At 49.8% G+C, this 20,126-nt stretch carries 16 protein-coding genes and 1 tRNA gene; 8 read left to right on the top strand and 9 right to left on the bottom strand.

The features are described from left to right. Window positions 1-16: 16 nt before the first annotated feature. Entirely contained in the window at window positions 17-1,396 is a 1,380-nt protein-coding gene (locus tag DHAF_RS21890; RefSeq protein ID WP_005816912.1) for an FAD-binding oxidoreductase, read from the top strand. A gap of 203 nt (window positions 1,397-1,599) precedes the next feature. Continuing rightward, on the top strand, window positions 1,600-1,953 hold the full coding sequence (locus DHAF_RS21885) for a cupin domain-containing protein (RefSeq protein ID WP_015945189.1): 354 nt from the start codon (window positions 1,600-1,602) through the stop codon (window positions 1,951-1,953). A 463-nt stretch (window positions 1,954-2,416) separates the two neighbouring features. Here the strand turns inward: DHAF_RS21885 and DHAF_RS21880 are convergent, their stop codons facing one another. Together DHAF_RS21880 and DHAF_RS21875 are read right to left on the bottom strand one after the other, a co-directional pair. Then, on the bottom strand, window positions 2,417-2,863 hold the full coding sequence (locus tag DHAF_RS21880; RefSeq protein ID WP_015945188.1) for a hypothetical protein: 447 nt from the start codon (window positions 2,861-2,863) through the stop codon (window positions 2,417-2,419). 171 nt (window positions 2,864-3,034) lie between these two features. Continuing rightward, window positions 3,035-3,117: transfer RNA gene (locus DHAF_RS21875), tRNA-Leu, on the bottom strand. A 160-nt stretch (window positions 3,118-3,277) separates the two neighbouring features. On the opposite strand from DHAF_RS21875, the gene DHAF_RS21870 reads away from it, so the two are divergent. The 3 genes from DHAF_RS21870 (at window position 3,278) to clpX (ending at window position 7,376) form a co-directional block, all read left to right on the top strand. After that, window positions 3,278-4,396, top strand: coding sequence for an MGDG synthase family glycosyltransferase (locus DHAF_RS21870; RefSeq protein WP_005816897.1), 1,119 nt, complete (start codon window positions 3,278-3,280; stop codon window positions 4,394-4,396). 394 nt (window positions 4,397-4,790) lie between these two features. Beyond that, window positions 4,791-6,071, top strand: coding sequence for a trigger factor (tig, locus tag DHAF_RS21865; RefSeq protein ID WP_005816896.1), 1,281 nt, complete (start codon window positions 4,791-4,793; stop codon window positions 6,069-6,071). 39 nt (window positions 6,072-6,110) lie between these two features. Further along, a complete protein-coding gene (gene clpX, locus DHAF_RS21860; RefSeq protein WP_005816893.1) occupies window positions 6,111-7,376 on the top strand; it encodes an ATP-dependent Clp protease ATP-binding subunit ClpX in 1,266 nt (421 codons plus the stop codon). 182 nt (window positions 7,377-7,558) lie between these two features. Here the strand turns inward: clpX and DHAF_RS21855 are convergent, their stop codons facing one another. The 7 genes from DHAF_RS21855 to trpC all read right to left on the bottom strand — a co-directional run bounded on the left by DHAF_RS21855 (window position 7,559) and on the right by trpC (window position 14,336). After that, complete coding sequence (locus tag DHAF_RS21855; RefSeq protein ID WP_015945187.1) at window positions 7,559-8,152, bottom strand: anthranilate synthase component II; 594 nt, start codon at window positions 8,150-8,152, stop codon at window positions 7,559-7,561. Between the two features lie 48 nt (window positions 8,153-8,200). Beyond that, a complete protein-coding gene (locus DHAF_RS21850; protein WP_015945186.1) occupies window positions 8,201-9,634 on the bottom strand; it encodes an anthranilate synthase component I family protein in 1,434 nt (477 codons plus the stop codon). Then, on the bottom strand, window positions 9,625-10,491 hold the full coding sequence (gene trpA / locus DHAF_RS21845) for a tryptophan synthase subunit alpha (RefSeq protein ID WP_015945185.1): 867 nt from the start codon (window positions 10,489-10,491) through the stop codon (window positions 9,625-9,627). Before trpA ends, DHAF_RS21850 begins: the two co-directional genes overlap by 10 nt. 91 nt (window positions 10,492-10,582) lie before the next feature. Continuing rightward, on the bottom strand, window positions 10,583-11,782 hold the full coding sequence (trpB, locus tag DHAF_RS21840; RefSeq protein ID WP_015945184.1) for a tryptophan synthase subunit beta: 1,200 nt from the start codon (window positions 11,780-11,782) through the stop codon (window positions 10,583-10,585). A 33-nt stretch (window positions 11,783-11,815) separates the two neighbouring features. Beyond that, window positions 11,816-12,826 (bottom strand): anthranilate phosphoribosyltransferase, encoded by a 1,011-nt coding sequence (gene trpD / locus DHAF_RS21835; RefSeq protein ID WP_005816888.1) that lies wholly within the window; start codon window positions 12,824-12,826, stop codon window positions 11,816-11,818. Then, the gene (locus DHAF_RS21830; RefSeq protein WP_015945183.1) at window positions 12,823-13,536 is read right to left on the bottom strand and encodes a phosphoribosylanthranilate isomerase; all 714 of its coding nucleotides are present in this window, start codon (window positions 13,534-13,536) and stop codon (window positions 12,823-12,825) included. The genes trpD and DHAF_RS21830 overlap by 4 nt, the downstream gene beginning before the upstream one ends. Beyond that, the gene (gene trpC, locus DHAF_RS21825) at window positions 13,524-14,336 is read right to left on the bottom strand and encodes an indole-3-glycerol phosphate synthase TrpC (protein WP_015945182.1); all 813 of its coding nucleotides are present in this window, start codon (window positions 14,334-14,336) and stop codon (window positions 13,524-13,526) included. The genes DHAF_RS21830 and trpC overlap by 13 nt, the downstream gene beginning before the upstream one ends. Window positions 14,337-15,025: 689 nt before the next feature. On the opposite strand from trpC, the gene lonB reads away from it, so the two are divergent. The 3 genes from lonB (at window position 15,026) to yihA (ending at window position 20,114) form a co-directional block, all read left to right on the top strand. Beyond that, entirely contained in the window at window positions 15,026-16,765 is a 1,740-nt protein-coding gene (gene lonB, locus DHAF_RS21820) for an ATP-dependent protease LonB (RefSeq protein WP_005816883.1), read from the top strand. A 106-nt stretch (window positions 16,766-16,871) separates the two neighbouring features. Then, window positions 16,872-19,286, top strand: a complete 2,415-nt coding sequence (lon, locus tag DHAF_RS21815) for an endopeptidase La (RefSeq protein WP_005816881.1) — start codon at window positions 16,872-16,874, stop codon at window positions 19,284-19,286. A 222-nt stretch (window positions 19,287-19,508) separates the two neighbouring features. Next, window positions 19,509-20,114: a ribosome biogenesis GTP-binding protein YihA/YsxC gene (gene yihA, locus DHAF_RS21810; protein ID WP_005816879.1), complete on the top strand. Its 606-nt coding sequence runs from the start codon at window positions 19,509-19,511 to the stop codon at window positions 20,112-20,114. Window positions 20,115-20,126 lie beyond the last annotated feature (12 nt).

Raw genomic sequence — 20,126 nt, 5'->3', positions numbered from 1 at the left:
AGAAGGAGGGCTGAAAATGTTATCGCAAACGATTGTTGATCGACTGAAAGAGATTGTCGGAGAGAAAAACGTGGTGACCAAACCAACAGAACTCTTCGCTTATGGTTATGATGGTACATTGCTCAGCGGCGATGCCATCGGCGCAGTGTTTCCGGAAACTACGGATCAAGTGGTTGAGCTGGTTAACTATATGAATGAGCAGGATATCAAGCTGGTCCCACGGGGTGCCGGCACCAATGTCAGCGGCGGTACGATTCCTTCGGAAAAATCCATCGTCATTAACTTTACCCGCATGACCAAAGTGCTGGAGATCGATACGGAGAATTTCGTCGCCGTGGTTGAACCCGGAGTCGTTAACTTTGACCTTCAGCAAGAACTGGAAAAGGTCGGATTTTACTATCCCCCCGATCCGTCTTCCTGGAAAGCCTCGACTCTCGGCGGAAATATCGGGGAGTGCTCCGGCGGACCCCGTTGCTTCAAATATGGAGTAACCCGTGATTCTATTCTGGGCTTGGAAGTGGTTCTGCCTAACGGAAAGGTGATTCGGACCGGCGGGCGGAACTTCAAAAGCGAGCCTGGTTATGATTTGACCCGCATCATCGTCGGTTCTGAGGGGACGTTAGGTTTGGTCACCAAGGCTTATCTGCGTATCTTACCAAAGCCTGTCACCAAGAAAACCATGCTGGCCATTTATAATAAAGTCGAAGATGCTTCCCAAACGGTTGCCGATATCGTGGCCGCCGGAATTATCCCCACAACCTTGGAAATGATGGATAATCTGCTGATTAATACCACGGAAGATTATTGCCATGCCGGACTTCCCCGGGATGCGGGAGCTATTCTGATTATTGAGATTGACGGCTATCCGGAAGACATGGATGAGCAAATCGAAACCATCCGTGAAGTAACGAAGAAAGCCAATGCCCGAGACTTTAAGATTGCTCAAACGGCGGCTGAAGTGGATCAAATCTGGCTTTCCCGCCGGGTTGCTTTCGGTTCGGTGGCTCGTGTTAAACCTTGTTATTCGATTCAGGACATTACGGTGCCGAGAAGTGAATTCCCCCAAGCTATTGAAGGAATTCTTAAGATTGCCAAAGAGTATGATATGATCATCGGTCTGGTGGCTCACGCCGGAGACGGCAACCTCCATCCTTTGGTGCTCTTCGATCAACGGCATGCCGACGAGGTGGAACGGGTTCATGGTGCAGAAGGAGCCCTGAGCAAGCTGGCTGTTTCTCTGGGTGGAACCATGAGCGGTGAACACGGCATTGGTGTGGTCAAGAAAAAATATATGGATGTGGAATTTACACCGGGAGCTATGGAAGCTTTCCGTAAACTTAAAAAAACCTTTGACCCGGCTAACCGTTTTAACCCTGATAAAATTATTTCCATCTAATTTTTCAAGGGAGCTGCTCCTTTTATCAACCGAAAGGTTATCAAGGTGCAGCTCCCTTTCTTGCACTATCAGATCTCTATAAAATAATTTGCTTAGGTTATCCAAAGGGACCTTTTACAAGAAAGGGAATGTGATAAAATATACATGGAAGTGTGTACATATCCTAGCGGAAGGGAAAAATTATGATATAGGAGTTGATTGCTGTGGAAAAAAGACTGTATGATTTAACCAAATTGACTAAGTTTAACGCAGACGTACCCCAAAAAGTGGTTGTTTATCAATCGGAAAAAACCCTCGCCGCCATGTGGTGTCTGGAGCCAGGTCAAGAAGTATTCCTGCATATGCATCCCAATGCCGATGATGTATGGATTTGCCTTGAAGGGGAGTCAGGCCTGTACTTTGCCGGAGACGGCAAAGAAGTTCCCATTTCCAAAGGTATGGCTGTTCTCGCTGAACCGGGACAAACTCATGGCATGAGGAACACCGGTAAAGATCGCTTCGTTTTTATCGGCGTGGCTGCTCCTGTTCCTGTTCAAACGGAAAGATTGGATAAGTAAAGCAATGGCCTGCTGATTGCCATGAAAATGAGAGCATTTTTGGATAAAATTTGCTGAGCTGCCCCCCTTAAAATGTCATCAAGTTTTCGTAGTATAAAATGAGAGCACTGATAACGAATTCAGGGCAGAACCCAAACGGCTTTGCAGCAGTTCCCGGCAGAATTAGGTCTAAGAGGCCGCTAAAGCCGAGACCGGGGGCTGGGGCCTGAAGATTGTAAGAACTGGCAAAACCCCGGTCGTGACGACGCTCGGGGGAATAGGAAGTCAAACAAAAAAAGCTGTAGACCTTAGACAAAAAGCGCAAAATGGGCTGTTGCAATAAACGGCCCGGCAAGCAACAAAAGAGGGCCTCCGGCAGAGCAAAATCTGCCGGAGGCCTTCTTTTGTCGTTCTATGATTTTTTCAGGATCCCATTTCCGTTACCTATGAATATCTGACGGTCAGATGTCTTCATGAAGATTTTTTACTGCTCTGTTTTTTCCCCTCTGCTGCTCATTTCTTTAATATATTGGCTTTGCGTAATGGTTCCTTGACTTACCATACTTTTAAGCTGGGTTTCTGAATACTGGGACAAGTTGCTGGTGTCAGTGTCTTCTGTGGAAGCGTCTTGAAGCAGGGTTTTCACGGTAGAAGAGGCTTGGCTTAATTCTGTATTTTCCGATGGTTCGAGCTGTGAAGAGGAACTCCTGGCTGTTTGCATTCCTTTTTCACTGATTTCCGCAGTGTCTCCGTCGAAAGAGATGCCTACGGTGACAGTCCCTTCAGCAGTCGCTACAGCCGGTCCGGCTTTCGCTACAGTGGATTCTGCTTCCTTTTTAATAGTACCGGACTCTTTTTCTGCTTTATTAAGAGATGGCTGATCTTTTTTAAAGGAAAGTTCTGTGGAAGTGATGTTTCCGGTTTGGATCATGATCATTCCTCCTGGCTTTATGTATTTGAGGGAGAGATAAAGACATTTATCCTTTTGTATATAAAACAGTCTAATAGACAAACCTGAAAAGCAACTGAACTTTTGCTGAAAAGATTCTTAAAAATAAAAAACAACCATAGTATAGACTATGGTTGTCTGCAAGTACATTGATGGTGCGAGAGAAGGGACTTGAACCCCCACGGTTTCCCGCTGGAACCTAAATCCAGTGCGTCTGCCAGTTCCGCCACTCTCGCATTGATTTACTGTCTGATTATAGCTCAGTTTTCCTTAAATGACAAGCTTTTTAAAAGCATAATCAGTTATAAGAATGTGCAATTAAGAAAAACTTAAGTTTGAGATTTGTTGTTTTTGAGTTAAAATGGGAGTGTAAGTTAACCCAAAGGAGGATTTTGCGTGGGGGAGTTAAGGGTCTTAGTGTTTTCGGCGACCTTTGGAGCAGGTCATCTTCGCGCTGCTGAAGCGTTGATTGAAGCCGTCCGTAAAAAATCACCGGAAGCAGAGATTACGCACCTGGATTTTGGGGCATTCATCAGCAAAACATTAAATACAATTGTCAAGAATACCTACATTGAGCTTATTAAGCATACACCGAGACTCTATGGTATGTTTTATTATCGAACCTCTAAGATACGGCCTCAGTCTCTTATCCAGCGTTTTATCAATATATTGGGACGCAAAGAATTTCTGGACTATATCAAGGGGCTGAACCCTGATGTGATCATTTGTACCTATCCGGTGATCGCCGGCGTCTTGGGTGAACTGCGCTTTAAGGGTGTGATTCATGCTCCGGTGGTCTCTGTGGTCACGGATTATGGGGTCCATAGTCAGTATATCCAGCGGGGAGTGGACCTTTATATTGCAGGGTGCCAGGATGTTTATAAGGACCTGATTGCCGGGGGAATTGCTCGGGAACGGATCCGCATTACAGGAATCCCTGTCGATCCAAAATTTGAAGAGGAGCTTGACCGTGCGGAGATCGCCGAGAAACTTAACCTTAAGCTCATACGTCCGACCATTCTGGTGATGGTAGGGGCCTATGGGGTGCTGGGAGGCTCTAAGCACATCTGTAGGTTTCTGCTGGATTCGTCATCTCCCCTTCAGGTCCTTGTGGTCTGCGGACGTGACGAGAAGCTTTACCGCAGCCTGGAAGGTTTGGAGGGGCGCAATCCGATGGTTTGCTATGGGTATATTAATAATGTAGAGGAACTGATGAGCGTTTCCGATTTGGTGATCACCAAAGCGGGGGGGCTGACAGTATCGGAATCTTTGACTAAGAAATTGCCCATGATTATCTATAAACCCATCCCTGGTCAGGAAGAGGAAAATGCCTGCTTCTTAGAGCGGATTGGAGCGGCCAAGCTGGCGAAGACCGAGGAGGAGCTGGAAGCAACGATTCAATACCTTCTCAGCCACCCTGAGGAGATTGAGAGCATGCGCCGGGCGGCAGCCAAGGCTTTGCCGGGTCATGCTGCGGAAAGAGCTGTGGAGGAAATCCTGGCACTTGTTCAATAATTGGTTTCTTAATCTCAAGGAACATTGTCTAATAAGATCTGCCTGATAAGTTCTTGATTTATCTTGCACTGTCTGGTAGAATGGTCAGGTAAATTTGCTAATTTAAACCTTTGGAAAACTTTTCCCATGAAACGGATAACTCAATCTTTAGGTGGAGTAAACTTCATCGGAAGGAAGTTTCCTTTATGGAAACCTGCTTTGAGGGGGAACGCAGAGTTCCCCTTTTAGTTCATGTTCTAAACGGGCAGGGTCTGGCAGTAAATGACGAAAAATGTCAAGTTTGCCTTAAGGGAATTTCGGACACACTAGCTTCATCTTATGTTTTCAGGAACGCAGTTAGATTTTCCTTAGACTATAGAGTTTATTCCAAAGGAAGTATTAAGGGGGAGCACATATGTCAGTCAAAATGGAGAAAATAGAGAAGAATACTGTTGAACTTGAAGTTACCGTCGATGCGAAGGTATTCAGTGCCGCAGTAACCAAAGCTGCCAAAGCTTTAGCTAACAAAGTGAATATCCCGGGTTTCCGTAAAGGAAAAGCTCCACGGACCATGGTTGAGCGTTACGTGGGAACGGCTGCACTTTATAATGATGCAGTGGATGACATCCTCGGTGTTGAGTACATGAAAGCGGTTAATGAAGCTGGGATTGAACCGGTAGATCGCCCGGACGTGGATCTCATCCAAATGGAAGATGGCAAAGAGCTTGTTTTCAAGGCGAAGGTCACTGTGAAGCCTGAAGTCGAGTTGGGAAGCTACAAGGGTCTGGAAGTTGAAAAGACTGCGGCTGTCGTTACCGATGAGGAGCTTGAACAAGAGCTCCAGCGCAAGCAGGAACAACACGCCAAAGTTCTTAATCTCGAAGAAGGCACAGTTCAAGCTCAGGATACCGTGAATATCGACTTCGCCGGTTCTGTGGATGGGGTGGCTTTCGAAGGCGGAACAGCTGAAGGGTACGATTTGGTTATCGGATCCGGCTCCTTTATCCCAGGATTTGAAGAACAATTGATCGGCGCACAAATTGGACAGGAAGTTGATGTCAACGTTCGCTTCCCTGATGAATATCATGTTGCAGACCTACAAGGTAAGGATGCTTTGTTCAAAGTTAAGGTCAACAAGCTGAAGAGAAAAGAGTATGCACCTTTGGATGATGAATTCGCCAAAGATATCAGCGAATTTGAGACACTTGATGAATTGAAAGCTGATTTGAGAGACAAACTTATGACAGCGGCAGAACAACGTGCAGAAATGGAACACAAAAATGCAATCGTTGCCAAAGCTGTAGAAAATGCCAGTGTCGAGATTCCGGAGGCCATGGTGAACAGCCGGATTGACATGATGCTCGATGACATGGCGCAAAATCTTTCGTATCAAGGGCTGGATTTAGAAACCTATTGCCACTATACGGGAACCAGTATGGATACCATGAGAGAAGAACTTCGCCCCCGTGCTTCGGAAAACCTTAAAACCGAACTTGTTTTAGAAGCTATCGCTAAGGTAGAAGGAATTACAGTATCCGAGGAAGAATTAAACAATGAGTTGGCAAAACTTGCAGAACGTTATCAAACCAGTCCGGAAAATTTGAAACAGGCCCTCATGGCACGTGGTGATATGGGCATGTATCGTCAGAGCTTAGTTTCCGAAAAAACGGTAAACTTCCTCGTCGAGCAGGCATAGCCTATGTGCAGAGGTATTCTGTGCTAGAGAGGTGAGAGGATGGCAAAGTACAACGACGAAAAGAACCAGCTTAAGTGTTCGTTCTGTGGAAAGACTCAGGATCAAGTCAAAAAGTTGGTTGCCGGCCCTGGAGTTTATATCTGTGATGAGTGTATTGAACTCTGCAATGAAATCATTGAGGAAGAGCTCAATGAGGACTTGGGGATGGAGATAGGAGATATTCCAAAGCCCAAAGAAATTCGGGCAATTCTCGACCAGTACGTGATCGGACAGGACGAAGCCAAAAAAGCGCTGGCTGTAGCCGTGTACAACCACTACAAACGAATCAATCTGGGTATGAAAATTGATGATGTGGAGCTGCAAAAATCCAACATCGTTATGCTGGGACCCACTGGATCCGGTAAGACTTTACTGGCCTCAACCTTAGCCAAAGTTTTGAATGTGCCTTTTGCTATTGCGGATGCAACCTCCTTAACGGAGGCCGGTTATGTGGGTGAAGACGTTGAAAATATCCTCCTCAAGCTCATTCAAGCCGCAGATTATGACGTGGAAAAAGCTGAAAAAGGTATTGTCTACATTGATGAGATTGATAAGATAGCCCGCAAATCGGAGAATCCGTCCATTACTCGTGATGTCTCCGGAGAAGGCGTCCAACAAGCCCTTCTCAAAATCCTCGAGGGAACCGTAGCCAGTGTTCCCCCTCAAGGTGGTCGCAAACATCCTCATCAGGAGTTCATCCAACTGGATACCACGAATATCTTGTTTATCGTGGGCGGGGCTTTTGACGGGATCGATAAGATCATCCAGAACCGCATCGGGAAAAAGGTAATGGGCTTTGGGGCTGAGATAAAGAAGAAGAGTGAGCAAAACATCGGGGAAACCCTTAGAGAACTTCTCCCTGCCGACCTCCTCAAGTTTGGTCTCATTCCGGAGTTCGTAGGACGTTTACCGGTCATGGTCAAACTGGATGCTCTGGATGAAGAAGCGTTGGTGCGGATTCTGACAGAACCCAAGAATGCTCTGGTCAAACAGTATGAAAAGCTTCTGGAGCTGGACGGAGTAGCTCTCGAATTTAAAGAGGAAGCCCTGAAGGCCATCGCCGAGGAAGCTATCCGGCGTAATACAGGAGCCCGTGGCTTAAGAGCTATCGTGGAAGAGATCATGCAGAATGTGATGTATGATTTGCCTTCCCGCAACGATGTGACCAAATGCGTGGTGACCAAGGACGTTATTCTGAAGAAGGAAGAACCCCTTTTGGTGACCATCGATAAAAGCAAGAAGAACAAAAAAGAAGAATCAGCATAAGACAGAGGGTGCCGCAAAACGTTGGTGAGTCAACGTTTTGCGGCACCCCTTTTTCTTTAACGCTATACTTCAGTCATGATTTTGGAGCTAGGTGTTGCAGAGTGCTAGTCCCAAAAACGAAAGCGCTTTCGTTTTTGGGACAAAGCTGGCTGATGGGCAGTTGCGATGATAGACTCTCCGCCCTACTGATGGTGAACCTGAGTAAGAAAAGAGCGCAGGATCTGGGGTCCTTCCGGGGTGAGAATGCTCTCCGGGTGGAACTGTACTCCATAAAAGGGGAAATAGCGATGGCGAATCCCCATGATCAGGTTGTTTTCCGTGCGGGCGGTGACAATAAAGAGAGGGCTCAGCCCAAGGGGATCGACCATGAGGGAGTGATACCTGCCGGCTAAAAACCCTTGGGTGCACTCCGCAAAAAGCTCTGTTTCGTCATGATAAATAAGGGATTGTTTGCCATGGACAATTTCGGGGGCGAGGATTATTTCCGAGTTAAAGGCCTGGGCAAGAGCCTGATGACCCAGGCAAACTCCCAGTAAAGGGGTGGGACGGCCTTCCTGGGCTCGTTCATTAAGGAGGCGGATCACTTCAAGGGAGATCCCGGCTTCGTTGGGAGTGCAGGGACCGGGTGAGATGACCACCCCATCAGGGTTTTCGGAAAGAAATTCCGCCCCTGATACTTCATCATTTTTGCAAACGGTAACCTTTTCTCCCAATTCACCGAAGGCTTGAACCAAGTTATAGGTAAAGGAATCATAATTATCGATGATGGCCAGCATAGGGAACCTCCTTTCGCAGTACTGTCAGAATATTATAGACCTTCTTTGTTATAGATCTTCCACAACCTTGAACAAAGCCTTCGCTTTGTGCAGAGTCTCTTCATATTCCCGTTGGGGAATAGAGTCAAAAACAATGCCTGCCCCGCTTTGCACGCTGACCTCATCATCCCTGATCATCAAGGTTCGTATGGTGATGCAGAAATCAAGATCCCCATTCCAGCGATAGATACCGAGGGCTCCGCCGTAAGGACCCCGGCGGGTAGGCTCCAGGTCCTGGAGGATTTCCATAGCCCGGACTTTAGGGGCACCGCTTAAAGTACCTGCAGGCAGAACAGCCTTTAGGGCATCCAAAGAATCGTATGCTTTGGCCAGCCGGCCTTCGACAGAGGAAACGATATGCATGACATGGGAGAAGCGTTCGACACTGCAGAATTTACCGACACTGACACTCCCGTAGTCTGAAACCCGTCCCAGATCATTGCGGCCTAAGTCAACAAGCATGGCGTGCTCGGCCATTTCTTTAGCATCGTCCAGAAGTTCTTGTTCGAGCTGTCGATCTTCCAGAGGATCTTTGCCCCGGGGACGTGTTCCGGCAATGGGGCGGGTTTGAATTTGTGAGCCGATGGAGGAGAGGAGAAGTTCCGGGGAACTGCCTACTAAAGTTTCCTTTTCGCCAAACAGGCAAAAGAGCCAGGGGGAAGGGTTGACAATCCGCAGCTTTTGATAGGCGGACCAGGGATCGATAGTCTTTTCCAGGGTAAAACGCTGGGAGAGTACGGCTTGAAAAATGTCACCGGAGTGGATATACTCTTTGATTTTTTCCACACGGGATATGAATTCCCCAGGCTGGAAATTGGCCTGCCATTGGTTTGGCCTGGTCACGGGATCAGATGGATGTTTTGTGGGGATTTCCGGTGCTGCAATCCCTGACGGAGTAGCTTCCTGAAGGTGATTATGATCCTGGCAGTGATTGTGATCTTGACAGTGATTTTGGGAAATCCAGTCCTCAAGGTGCGTTGACCAATGATCATAGAGCCTGCTCAGCTCCGAGTCATCTTCAGAGAATATCTCCAGGATGACTTTTTGTGAACTGGGGAGGAAGACCAGGTTGATGGGACAAAGGCGAAAAAAGTAACTGGGTTTCGCCGTCGTAGCTTTGGGCTTTTGCCAGAGAAGTCCCCACTCATAATCCAGGTAGCCGATGATGCCGCTTTCACAGCTCCTGGCGGGGAAGTTTTGGCGGCAAAAGTCCCTGAGGTGAGCCAAAGGATCGGGAGGAAGGCCGGGTTCCCGGGTCTCAGGGGATAAAATCCAACCCTCGCCGAATCCATAATAGGTCCGTTGATGCTCTTCCTCATTTCCTTCCAGAAGGGTATAGCATTTTTCTCCCAGGGTTTCGGAAAACCGGAGCAGGTTCATGACCCAATCGGAATGGGGGGAGGGAAAAGGGTCGAGCCGCCACTCTTTTTGGATCACTCGCATGCAAGTTCCTCCCTGACCGATGTTTTTCTTAAGGAACCAATCCAGGCATAGATGTCCTGTTCGCGGTGCACTAGCTCGTGAGCAGGGAGCGCACAGGCATCGAGCTGGGCAAACTTTTGAACCAGAGCACTGCCCACAATGACCCCTTGGCAGGCTTGGCTTAATGTATGCACCTGGGTTGGGGATTGGATGCCAAATCCCACATAGCAGGGGGCGGAAAGAGCGGTCTGGAGGGAGTCAATGAATTGCAGGGTTTGTGGCGGAATTTCCGCATCTCCTCCGGTGATCCCGTTGCGGGAGAGGACGTAGATAAAGCCCTTCTGCTCCTGGGCAAGGCCATGAATGTGAGCGGGCCGGCTGGTCTGGGCAATCATGGGGATAAAGGCCAGGTGGTCCTGGAGAAGCTCATAAGCTCTTTGCCGGAAAGGTGTGCTTTCCCGCCATGGCAGATCAGGCAGTATCAAACCATCGACTCCGGCTGTGCAGGCTTCGCTGAGAAACCGATCATAGCCGTAATGAATGAGGGGATTGAGATAGCTCATTAAAAGCAGGGGAGTGGTCTGATTTTCCTTACGGAACCGGGCGGCGAGGTTTAAGACCTTTTGGAGATTCATCCCCTGCTGCAGGGCTCGTAAGCCGGCGGCTTGGATGACAGGGCCATCGGCGATAGGGTCGCTGAAAGGAACGCCCAGTTCGAGAATATCGACCCCGGCCTTAACAAGGCCGGTTAAACGGCGCAGGGTGGTGTCACTATCAGGGTCCCCGGCCATAAGATAAGTGATCAATCCCATGCCCAAAGGGTTCTCAGGTGTTTTGAGGCGAGCTTTGGCCAGAGCTGTTTCTAAACGATCAGACACGGCATTCCCTCCTTAATTATTTTTTCTTGTTTAGTTCATTTGCTGTTTAACCATGCTGTTGGTAACCTGCTGTTGGCAGCTATGCTGGTGGTTAGTCGTAAATAAAGTGAGCAAAGGTTTCCATGTCTTTGTCCCCCCGACCGGACAGATTGACGATGATGTGCTGGGCCGGGGAAAAGGTGGGGGAGATTTTCAGGGCATAGGCGAGGGCGTGAGCGCTTTCCAGAGCGGGCAGGATCCCTTCCGTACGGGCAAGCAGTTTACTGGCCTCCAGGGTTTCGTTATCGGTTACGCTGACATAGCGGGCGCGTTCAATGTCTTTCAGGTGGCTATGCTCCGGCCCCACGCCGGGGTAATCAAGACCGGCTGAAATGGAGTGGGTGTCGGGAATCTGGCCCTCTTCATCCTGCAAAAGATAGCTGTAAGCGCCATGGAGGATGCCGGGACGGCCTAAGGATAAGGTCGCGGCGTGATCTCCACTGCCCAGGCCTTTTCCACCGGCTTCAACCCCAATCAGTTGGACATGTTCATCAGCCAGAAAGGGATGGAAAAAACCGATGGCATTGCTCCCGCCGCCCACGCAGGCGACGAGCAGATCGGGAAGACGTCCCCGGAGGCTTAGGAATTGAGAGCGGGTTTCTTCACCAATAATCCTTTGCAAATCCCTGACGATAGTTGGATAGGGATGAGGGCCGGCGGCGGTCCCAAAGCAGTAGAAGGTGTCCCGGGGGTGGGCAACCCAGTCTCTTAAGGCTTCATTGATGGCGTCTTTCAAGGTTTTAGAGCCTGTGGCGACGGAGCGGACTTCACTGCCCAGCATCTGCATGCGCAAGACATTTAAATGCTGCCGTTCTATATCCTTCTCTCCCATATAGACCACACAATTCAAGCCCATGAGGGCACAGGCGGTAGCGGTGGCAACTCCGTGCTGACCGGCTCCTGTCTCCGCAATGACCCGGGTTTTGCCCATTCGCTTGGCCAGGAGAATTTGGCCCAGGGTATTGTTGATTTTATGAGCGCCGGTATGATTGAGATCTTCCCGTTTGAGATAGATCTGAGCTCCGCCCAGGGATTCGCTGAGCCTTCGGGCATAATAGAGGAGGGAAGGCCGGCCTACATAGTCGGCTAAGAGTTCTTTCAGATCGTTCTGAAAGCCGGGATCATTGCGGACTTGGTTATAAGCTTCTGCCAGTTCATCTAAAACGGGAATGAGGGTCTCGGGTACATAAGCACCTCCGTAAGTGCCGAAGCGGCTGGCCAGAGGTGTAAAATCCTGGTCTTTGGCAATCATGGTGGAATCCTCCTTTTCAGTGTTACAAGAGTGCTAGGCGGAAGCTTTAAGCTTTTCCAATATACTTAAGGCTTTTCCGGAATCCAGACTTTCCGCCGCCAGAGCAATGCCTTCCCGGATGCCGGCAGCTTTGTTGGCCGCGTAGAGGGCGGTTCCGGCGTTGAGCAAAACAATATCCCGCTGGGGTCCTTTTTTCCCCTGAAGGATGCGGAGGGTAATTTGCCCGTTTTCCGCAGGGGTTCCTCCTTGGAGATCTTGAAGGGAGCAGAGGTTAAGGCCGTATTCTTCCGGCCGGATGATAAAGGGTTGTATTGCGCCGCCATCAATGAGGATGGCCTGGGTCGCACCTGTCAGAGTCACTTCATCCAGACCGTCCTCACCCACAGCCACGACGGCCCGTTTGCTGCCGAGAATTTGGAGGGCTTTGGCCATTTTGGGCAGCAGGGAAGGGGAGGAGACTCCCAGCAGCTGGTAGGGGGCACCGGCGGGATTGAGGAGAGGGCCCAGAAGATTAAAAATTGTTCGAATACCCAGTTCGCGGCGCTCCCTGGCGACTTTAGCCATAGCGGGATGATAAACCTGGGCAAAGAGGAAGGTCATGCCGATGTGCTGTAGGTGCCGTTCGCTGGACTCAGGGGTGGCTTTAAGTGAAATGCCCAGCTGCTCCAAAACATCGGCACTGCCGCAGCGACCGGAGGCAAAGCGGTTGCCGTGTTTGGCTACCGGGACTCCGGCTCCGGCGATGACAAAGGCCGCCGTTGTGGAGATATTAAAGGTACCGCTACGGTCTCCGCCGGTGCCGCAGGTATCCAGCGTTCCCGCAGGGGCTTTGATTTTAAGGCCGGCACCTCTTAGAGCCTGGGCAAAGGCGGCGATCTCCTCAGGGGTTTCGCCTTTAAGACTTAACCCCAGGAGCAGTCCCCCGATCTGAGCCGGGGTCAGTTCCCCGGACAAAAGGTCCTGAACGACAGTGAAGGTCAGTTCTTCAGGGAGATTCTGTTTCTGGGAGAGGAGGGTTAAGGATTCATGAATGGCATAGGTCATAGGGGTGACTCCTTTCTTGCCTGTGAGATGAAGTGTTGGATTTTTTCACGATCCTTGCGGCCGTTCCGTTCCACTCCGGAGCTGACATCCACTCCGTAGGGCCGGGTTAAACGGATGGCTTCCAGAATATTGTCGGGGTTAAGTCCTCCGGCTAAAATCAGAGGATAACCAAGGTCTCCGACCTGATGCAGAAAATCCTGAAACTCCGGGGTGTGCCAGGGGAGGGGGATTCCGGTTCCCCCTGTCCTTCCTCCAGCGGACGAGTCCAAAAGGATCCCGTGAAGGGAGGCTGGGGGAAGTTCCCTGAAGGAAGTGGGAAGAGACGAAGAAGGAGAGGTTTCAACCAGGGAGAAATCAGGTGCGGCTGCGGAGGAATTGCCAGGGGCCGGTGCAGAGGGGAAGGAGAATGCTTTAATCTTTGTCACGGAGAGATGGCGGTAGAGCCGGGGATCTTCATTCCCATGCAGCTGAATCGTATCCAAAGAACACTCATGGACAATCCGGCCCACATGCTCAGGGGATGCCTGAGCAAACACCCCGACTTTGCTGATCAGGGGAGGTAAGCTCAGGATAATCTCCCGGGCAGTTTCCGGCTGGATATAGCGTTTGCTGTGGGGGGCAAAGATAAATCCCAGAGCATCGGCACCGGCTTCAGCAGCCCAACGGGCTTCTTCGCGAGTGCGGATGCCGCAGATTTTTATCCGGGGCATGGTTTCACCACCTTAGCACTCAGGCCTGCCTCGCGCAGGGAGCGGATATGCAAAGCGGGATCAGGGGACAGAAGGCAGGATTCGCCGACAAGGACCGCCTGAGCGCCATGGCTGGAGACCCATGCCGCATCTTCGGGAGTATGGATCCCGCTTTCGCTGACCAGAAGGCAATCAGCCGGGATCAGGGAACTGAGGAATTGGGTGCGGCCAAGGCTTATCCGGAAGGTACTCAGGTCCCGGTTATTGATACCGATGATCTTCGCTCTAGCTTGGAGAGCCCGGGAAACATCTTTTTCATCACGGCATTCGACCAGGGCTTTCATTCCCAGTTCATGAGTCAAATGAAGCAGATTGGGGAGCGCGGCAGTGTCCAGAATCCCGGCAATGAGCAGAATCATATCCGCTCCCATAACGGCGCTCTCGATGACCTGATATTCGGAAAGGATAAAATCTTTGCGCAGGAGCGGAAGAGAGGTTAACATGCGGCCTCTTTGCCAGTCTTCAGGCCCCCCCAGGAAAAAGTCCTCCTCGGTGAGTATGGAGATAAAGGAGGCTCCGCCGGATTCATAAGCCTGAAGGGTTTCTTCCAGGGAGTGGCGCCAAGGGATCATTCCTTTGCTTGGGGAAGCACGCTTGATCTCAGCAATGACATGAAAGGAATGGGGGGTAAGTTTTGGTTTCCCCGGGCGGCTAATGATTTTGCCCTCTAATTGCCGCTTAAGCTCGGCAAGGGGAAGCTGTCTTTCTCGAGCTTGGAGCCTTTTTCGTTTCGCGATGAGAATTCTTTCGAGAATATCCATGAGCAGTCACCTCCGCTGGTACTCTGTAACACTTAAAACTTCTGGGTTTTTTTACACTAAAAAAAGCCTTCCATCCCAAAGGACAGAAAGCTTCTGTGGTGCCACCTTAATTTGTACTTGTGTTGTGTATTGTGTATCCACAAGTACCTCTATCAGGTACGGAGAAAACATTACCTTCATCTCTTGTTCATCCGGAGGGGGCGGCACTTTACTTTAAAATAAAAAAACTTCCCGTCCTATATAAAGGACAGAAAGTGCTTCTGTGTTGCCACCTTAATTTATATGGGTCAGCGCAAGCCGCTGGAATTAAAAAAGCTGTCCCATACCTCTAACCGGATGCGGAGAGAATGAGCCATGCTCTCGATACCCGTGTTTCTGTAACGGGAAACCCCCGGCTTGCCTACTTGATATCTCCATCCTGATAGTCAAGATGCAGATTCGTTCAGCTTGCGCTTCAGAGACCCATTCCACCAAACGGTTTGTATCAGCTCTCACCAACGCTGACTCTCTTGGACATTCCGGCTAAGGTGTACTCTTTCTCGTCATTAGCATTAACTGGATAAATTACTTGTTATTATAGGCTGCTTGAAAATAAATGTCAAATAGTATTTTGTAAAAAGTTTTCAAAAACTATTCTCTGGCAATACTAACAAAGGTATCAAGTATTTGCTTCAGGAGGGAATAGAACTATGGCTGGATTAACTGGAATCGTGATGATGGTGCAGCTGGTCTTTGCAGTGATCATCGGTTTATATTTTTGGGGATTGCTCAAATCCCAACAAGGGAACAAGGTCTCCATTGAACGGGAGTCCAAGAAGGAGCTGGAGAAGCTGGAGAAGATGCGCAAGATTGCTCTGACCACTCCTTTGGCGGAAAAGACCCGGCCCACTCATTTTGAAGAGATTGTGGGCCAGCTCGAGGGAATTAAGGCTCTTCGGGCCGCTCTCTGCGGACCGAATCCCCAGCATGTCCTGATCTATGGGCCTCCGGGTGTGGGCAAGACGGCAGCAGCACGTCTGGTTCTTGAGGAAGCAAGGAAAAACCCTATGTCTCCTTTTAAGGAAGATGCCAAGTTTATCGAAATCGATGGAGCTACCGCCCGTTTTGATGAGCGGGGGATCGCCGATCCCTTGATTGGTTCGGTTCATGACCCCATTTATCAGGGGGCCGGTGCTATGGGCATGGCGGGAATTCCCCAGCCCAAAGCCGGAGCTGTTACCAAGGCTCACGGCGGTGTGCTTTTTATCGATGAGATCGGGGAGCTGCATCCGATCCAAATCAACAAACTGCTTAAGGTGCTCGAAGATCGGAAGGTCATTTTGGAAAGTGCTTATTACAGCTCAGAGGATACAAATATCCCGGTCCATATTCATGATATCTTTCAAAACGGACTGCCGGCGGATTTCCGCATGGTGGGAGCGACCACACGGAGTCCTGAGGAGATTCCTCCTGCCATACGTTCCCGGTGTATGGAGGTGTTCTTTCGTTCTTTGCTGCCTGAAGAGATTGCTCAGATTGCCCGGGGGGCAGCGGCAAAAATGGAAACACCGATTACTCCCAGCGCTTTGAATGTGGCAAAGCAGTATGCCACCAATGGGCGGGAGGCGGTGAACATCGTTCAATTGGCAGCGGGTGTGGCTCAGACGGAAAAGAAATTGGAGATTAACGCCGCTACGGTAGAGTGGGTCGTGACTTCCGGACAATATGCACCCAGGCCGGAACGCAAGGTCCCCTTGGTGGCGGAAGTGGGGTTGGTCAACGGTTTAGCCGTTTATGGTCCTAATATGGGAATGCTGATCGAGCTGGAGGTTACGGCCCATCCTGTTGCACCTGGCACCGGAGAGCTTCTGGTTACGGGCATCGTTGAAGAAGAGGAACAAGGGAGCAGCTTTAGGAAGACACGTCGTAAAAGCATGGCCAAAAGTTCCGTGGAAAATGTGCTCACCGTCATCCGGCGGCAATTAGGCATACATCCCCATAACTATGATATCCATGTCAATTTCCCGGGAGGAGTGCCTATCGACGGACCTTCCGCAGGGATCGCCATTGCCACAGCCGTGGTATCGGCTATCCGTAAAGAAAGGGTGGATAATTATTTGGCCATGACTGGTGAGTTATCCATTCGGGGCGGTGTAAAGCCGGTAGGTGGGATCGCTGCCAAGATTGAAGCAGCTCATCAGGCGGGATGCCGCAGAGTATTTATTCCCAAGGAAAATTGGCAGGAGCGCTTCAAGAGCTTTGCCGAAGGATTTGAAGTTATTCCTGTGGAGACCCTTAATGAAGTGTTGGCCAGTGCTCTTTTAGGTGAGCAAAGCAGCGAAAAAACCGAGAAGCACCCCGCACTGGATGAGATCTTGTCCCGTCTGGAGCTTAACCCTAAAGCTCCTGACCGCTCAGTTAATTTGCCTGACCAAGGGCACTCATGCTAGAATAGATCTAACGGAGAATGGCACACTAATAACAGTGTGCTTTTTTCATGTAAGGCAACATGTGCGAAAGCAGTGCTTTCGGGGTTTTCTTTAGGGAGGGAATTGCATGAGCAAAGAGAGAGAATTACCATTGCTCCCCTTGAGAGGGATTTTAGTCTTTCCATATATGGTTATTCATTTGGATGTGGGCCGGGAGCGGTCTATGGCTGCCATTGAGCAGGCCATGATGGATGAGCGGCTCATTCTGTTGTCTGCTCAGAAAGAGACAGAGATTGATTCGCCTGACCCCGATGATATCCACACCATCGGTACTTTAGCAGAGATCAAACAGCTCCTCAAGCTGCCTGGGGGAACTATGCGCGTCCTCGTGGAAGGGAAGAGCCGGGGAAAAATTCTTGAATTCATAACGGATGAACCTTATTTTAAAGTCCGGGTCGAAGAAGTTGAAGAGGGAGTCAAAGAGAACACCCCGGAAATCGATGCCCTGACTCATGGGGTCATCCACCAGTTTGAAGAGTATGCTAAGCTCAGTAAAAAGGTTCCCCAGGAAACCCTGGGAACGGTTCTGGGGGTTAACGATTCCGGGCGTTTAGCAGATATTGTGGCAAGTCATTTGAATCTTAAGCTGGGAGATAAACAGGCTATTCTGGAGTCTCTGGAGGTTGCCCAACGGCTGGAGCGCTTGACGGAAATCATCATGCGGGAAAATGAGATTCTGGAGCTGGAGCGTCGCATTGGTCTGCGGGTGCGCAAGCAGATGGAAAAAACTCAGAAGGAGTACTATCTCCGGGAGCAGATGAAAGCCATTCAGAAGGAACTGGGAGATAAGGACGAAAAGCAGGCCGAAGTCGAGGAATATCGAGAAAAGGTCGCTCAGGCTAAGCTTCCGGAAGAAGTGGCAGAGCGGGCTTTAAAGGAAATAGATCGGTTGGAAAAAATGCCCCAGGCTTCCTCAGAGGGGACGGTAGTGCGTACTTATTTGGATTGGATTCTGGCTCTTCCCTGGACGACTATGAGCAAGGATAAAACAGATATTAAACGAGCGGAAAAAATCCTCAATGACGACCATTATGGCTTGGAAAAGATCAAGGAGCGAATTCTCGAGTTCTTAGCGATTCGCAAGCTGACACCGAAGATGAAAAGCCCGATTATTTGTTTTGTGGGACCGCCGGGAGTAGGGAAAACCTCTCTGGCCAAATCGGTGGCCCGTGCTTTGGATCGGAAATTTGTGCGTATGTCTTTGGGCGGTGTCCGGGATGAAGCAGAGATCAGGGGACATCGGCGGACTTACATCGGTGCTCTTCCCGGGCGGATTATTCAGGGAATGAGAACGGCGGGGACCGCCAATCCGGTCTTTTTGCTGGATGAAATCGATAAGATGGCTTCGGATTTCCGTGGGGACCCGGCGGCAGCCTTGCTGGAGGTTCTGGACCCTGAGCAGAATTTCAGTTTTTCCGATCATTATTTGGATTTGCCTTATGACTTATCCCACACCCTGTTTATCATGACGGCTAATTCTCTGTACAGCATTCCCCGGCCTCTTTTGGACCGGATGGAGGTTATCTCTTTAAGCGGTTATACGGAGGATGAGAAGGTCAATATCGCCAAACGCTATCTCGTACCTAAGCAGATGAAAGCCCATGGCTTAAAAGCCAGCCAGCTTGAGATTGGTGACAAGGTTATTTTGAAGCTTGTTCAGGGCTATACACGGGAATCGGGAGTGCGTAATCTGGAGCGTCAGATCGCCAATCTGTGCCGTAAAGTAGCGACCCGAGTCGTGAAAAAGGAATGGAAAACAGCGGAGTTGAGGCCGGAGATGCTGGAAGAGTTTCTGGGTTCCCCCCGTTATCAGTTCGAAAAAGCAAGAATTAAACCGGAGATTGGTGCTGCCACAGGGCTGGCTTATACGGAAGTAGGCGGGGATGTCTTAACCATCGAGGTGATTCCTCTGCCTGGCAAAGGTCAACTGACCTTAACCGGTAAGCTGGGAGATGTGATGAAGGAATCAGCCTATGCGGGCCGGACGTTTGTCCGCTCCCATTCCCGGGAACTGGGCATTCCGGATGATTTCTATGAAAAGACCGATCTTCATATTCACGTTCCCGAAGGGGCGATTCCTAAGGATGGTCCCTCGGCAGGAATCACCATGGCCACAGCCATGGCTTCGGCTTTAGCCAAACGGGCAGTGCCTTCGGATCTGGCCATGACCGGTGAGATCACTCTGAGAGGCAATGTTCTGCCCATTGGCGGAGTGAAGGAAAAAGTTCTCGCCGCTCACCGGGCCGGAATTAAACAGGTTATTTTGCCTGAGCAAAACCGCAAGGACTTGGAAGAAGTCCCGGAAAATGTGCGCAAAGAGCTGGAATTCCATTTCGTCAGCCGCATGGAGGAGGTTATCAAGATCGCCCTTCTTCCTGTAGCGGAATCTGAAGAATACTTAGGCTCCATGAACCGCTTCCCTCTATTTAGTCAGGGGGATATTGATCCCGAGCCCACTCCTGAGGACCGCCCCATCTCCTAGTGTGAATCATGGAATCATGGGGACAGGTACCGTGATTCAGAGATCTTTGTGCTCCAAGATGACAAAGATCAGTTGCTCAAGATCAAGCCATAAAAGATGATATGAAAAAATGGGGTGAGACAAGGGAATGAACCCTTGTCTCATTTCCCTGGATAGTGTTGGGTGTGAATATAAAGCGGGACCCTGTGAGCTGTTTTCCTGGTCCCAGAAGGAGTATGTCGTGTGATTACGATTCGGAAGGCAGAATTTGTGACTTCTGCTGTGAATATTAAGGGGTACCCGGAGTTAACCGGACCTGAAATTGCGTTGGCGGGCCGTTCTAATGTGGGAAAATCATCATTGATTAATAAATTTATCAACAGAAGGAATCTTGCCCGTACCGGGAATACCCCGGGCAAGACCCAAATGCTTAATTTTTACCGCATCAATGATCAGTGGTCTTTTGTGGATTTGCCGGGGTACGGGTATGCTAAGGTCTCCAAAGAGATTAAAGCCAATTGGGGCAAGATGATGGAGGAGTATTTCTCCCGGCGGGAAAATCTGCGGGCAGTGATTCAAGTGGTGGATATCCGCCATGTGCCTAGCGTTGAGGATCAGGAAATGCATGCCTTTTTACGGAATCGGGGTATTCCGGTTCTAGTGGTGGCCACCAAAGCGGACAAAATCTCCAAAGGACAATGGGGAAAGCATTTAAGCCAAATAGCTAAAGCATTGCATATTCCTGATTGGCATATCATTATTACCTATTCTGCCGAGACAGGTCTGGGAGTTCCTGAACTCCACGAAGCTGTCGAAGAAATTCTGTCTATGGATAATGAGGACAGCTAAATGTTTTAGAAC

Origin of the sequence: Desulfitobacterium hafniense DCB-2 (genome assembly GCF_000021925.1) — a bacterium.
GTDB classification, from domain to species: domain Bacteria; phylum Bacillota; class Desulfitobacteriia; order Desulfitobacteriales; family Desulfitobacteriaceae; genus Desulfitobacterium; species Desulfitobacterium hafniense.
The sequence above is the reverse complement of the archived record's forward strand: the minus strand, read 5'-3'. Positions and strand labels throughout refer to the sequence as shown.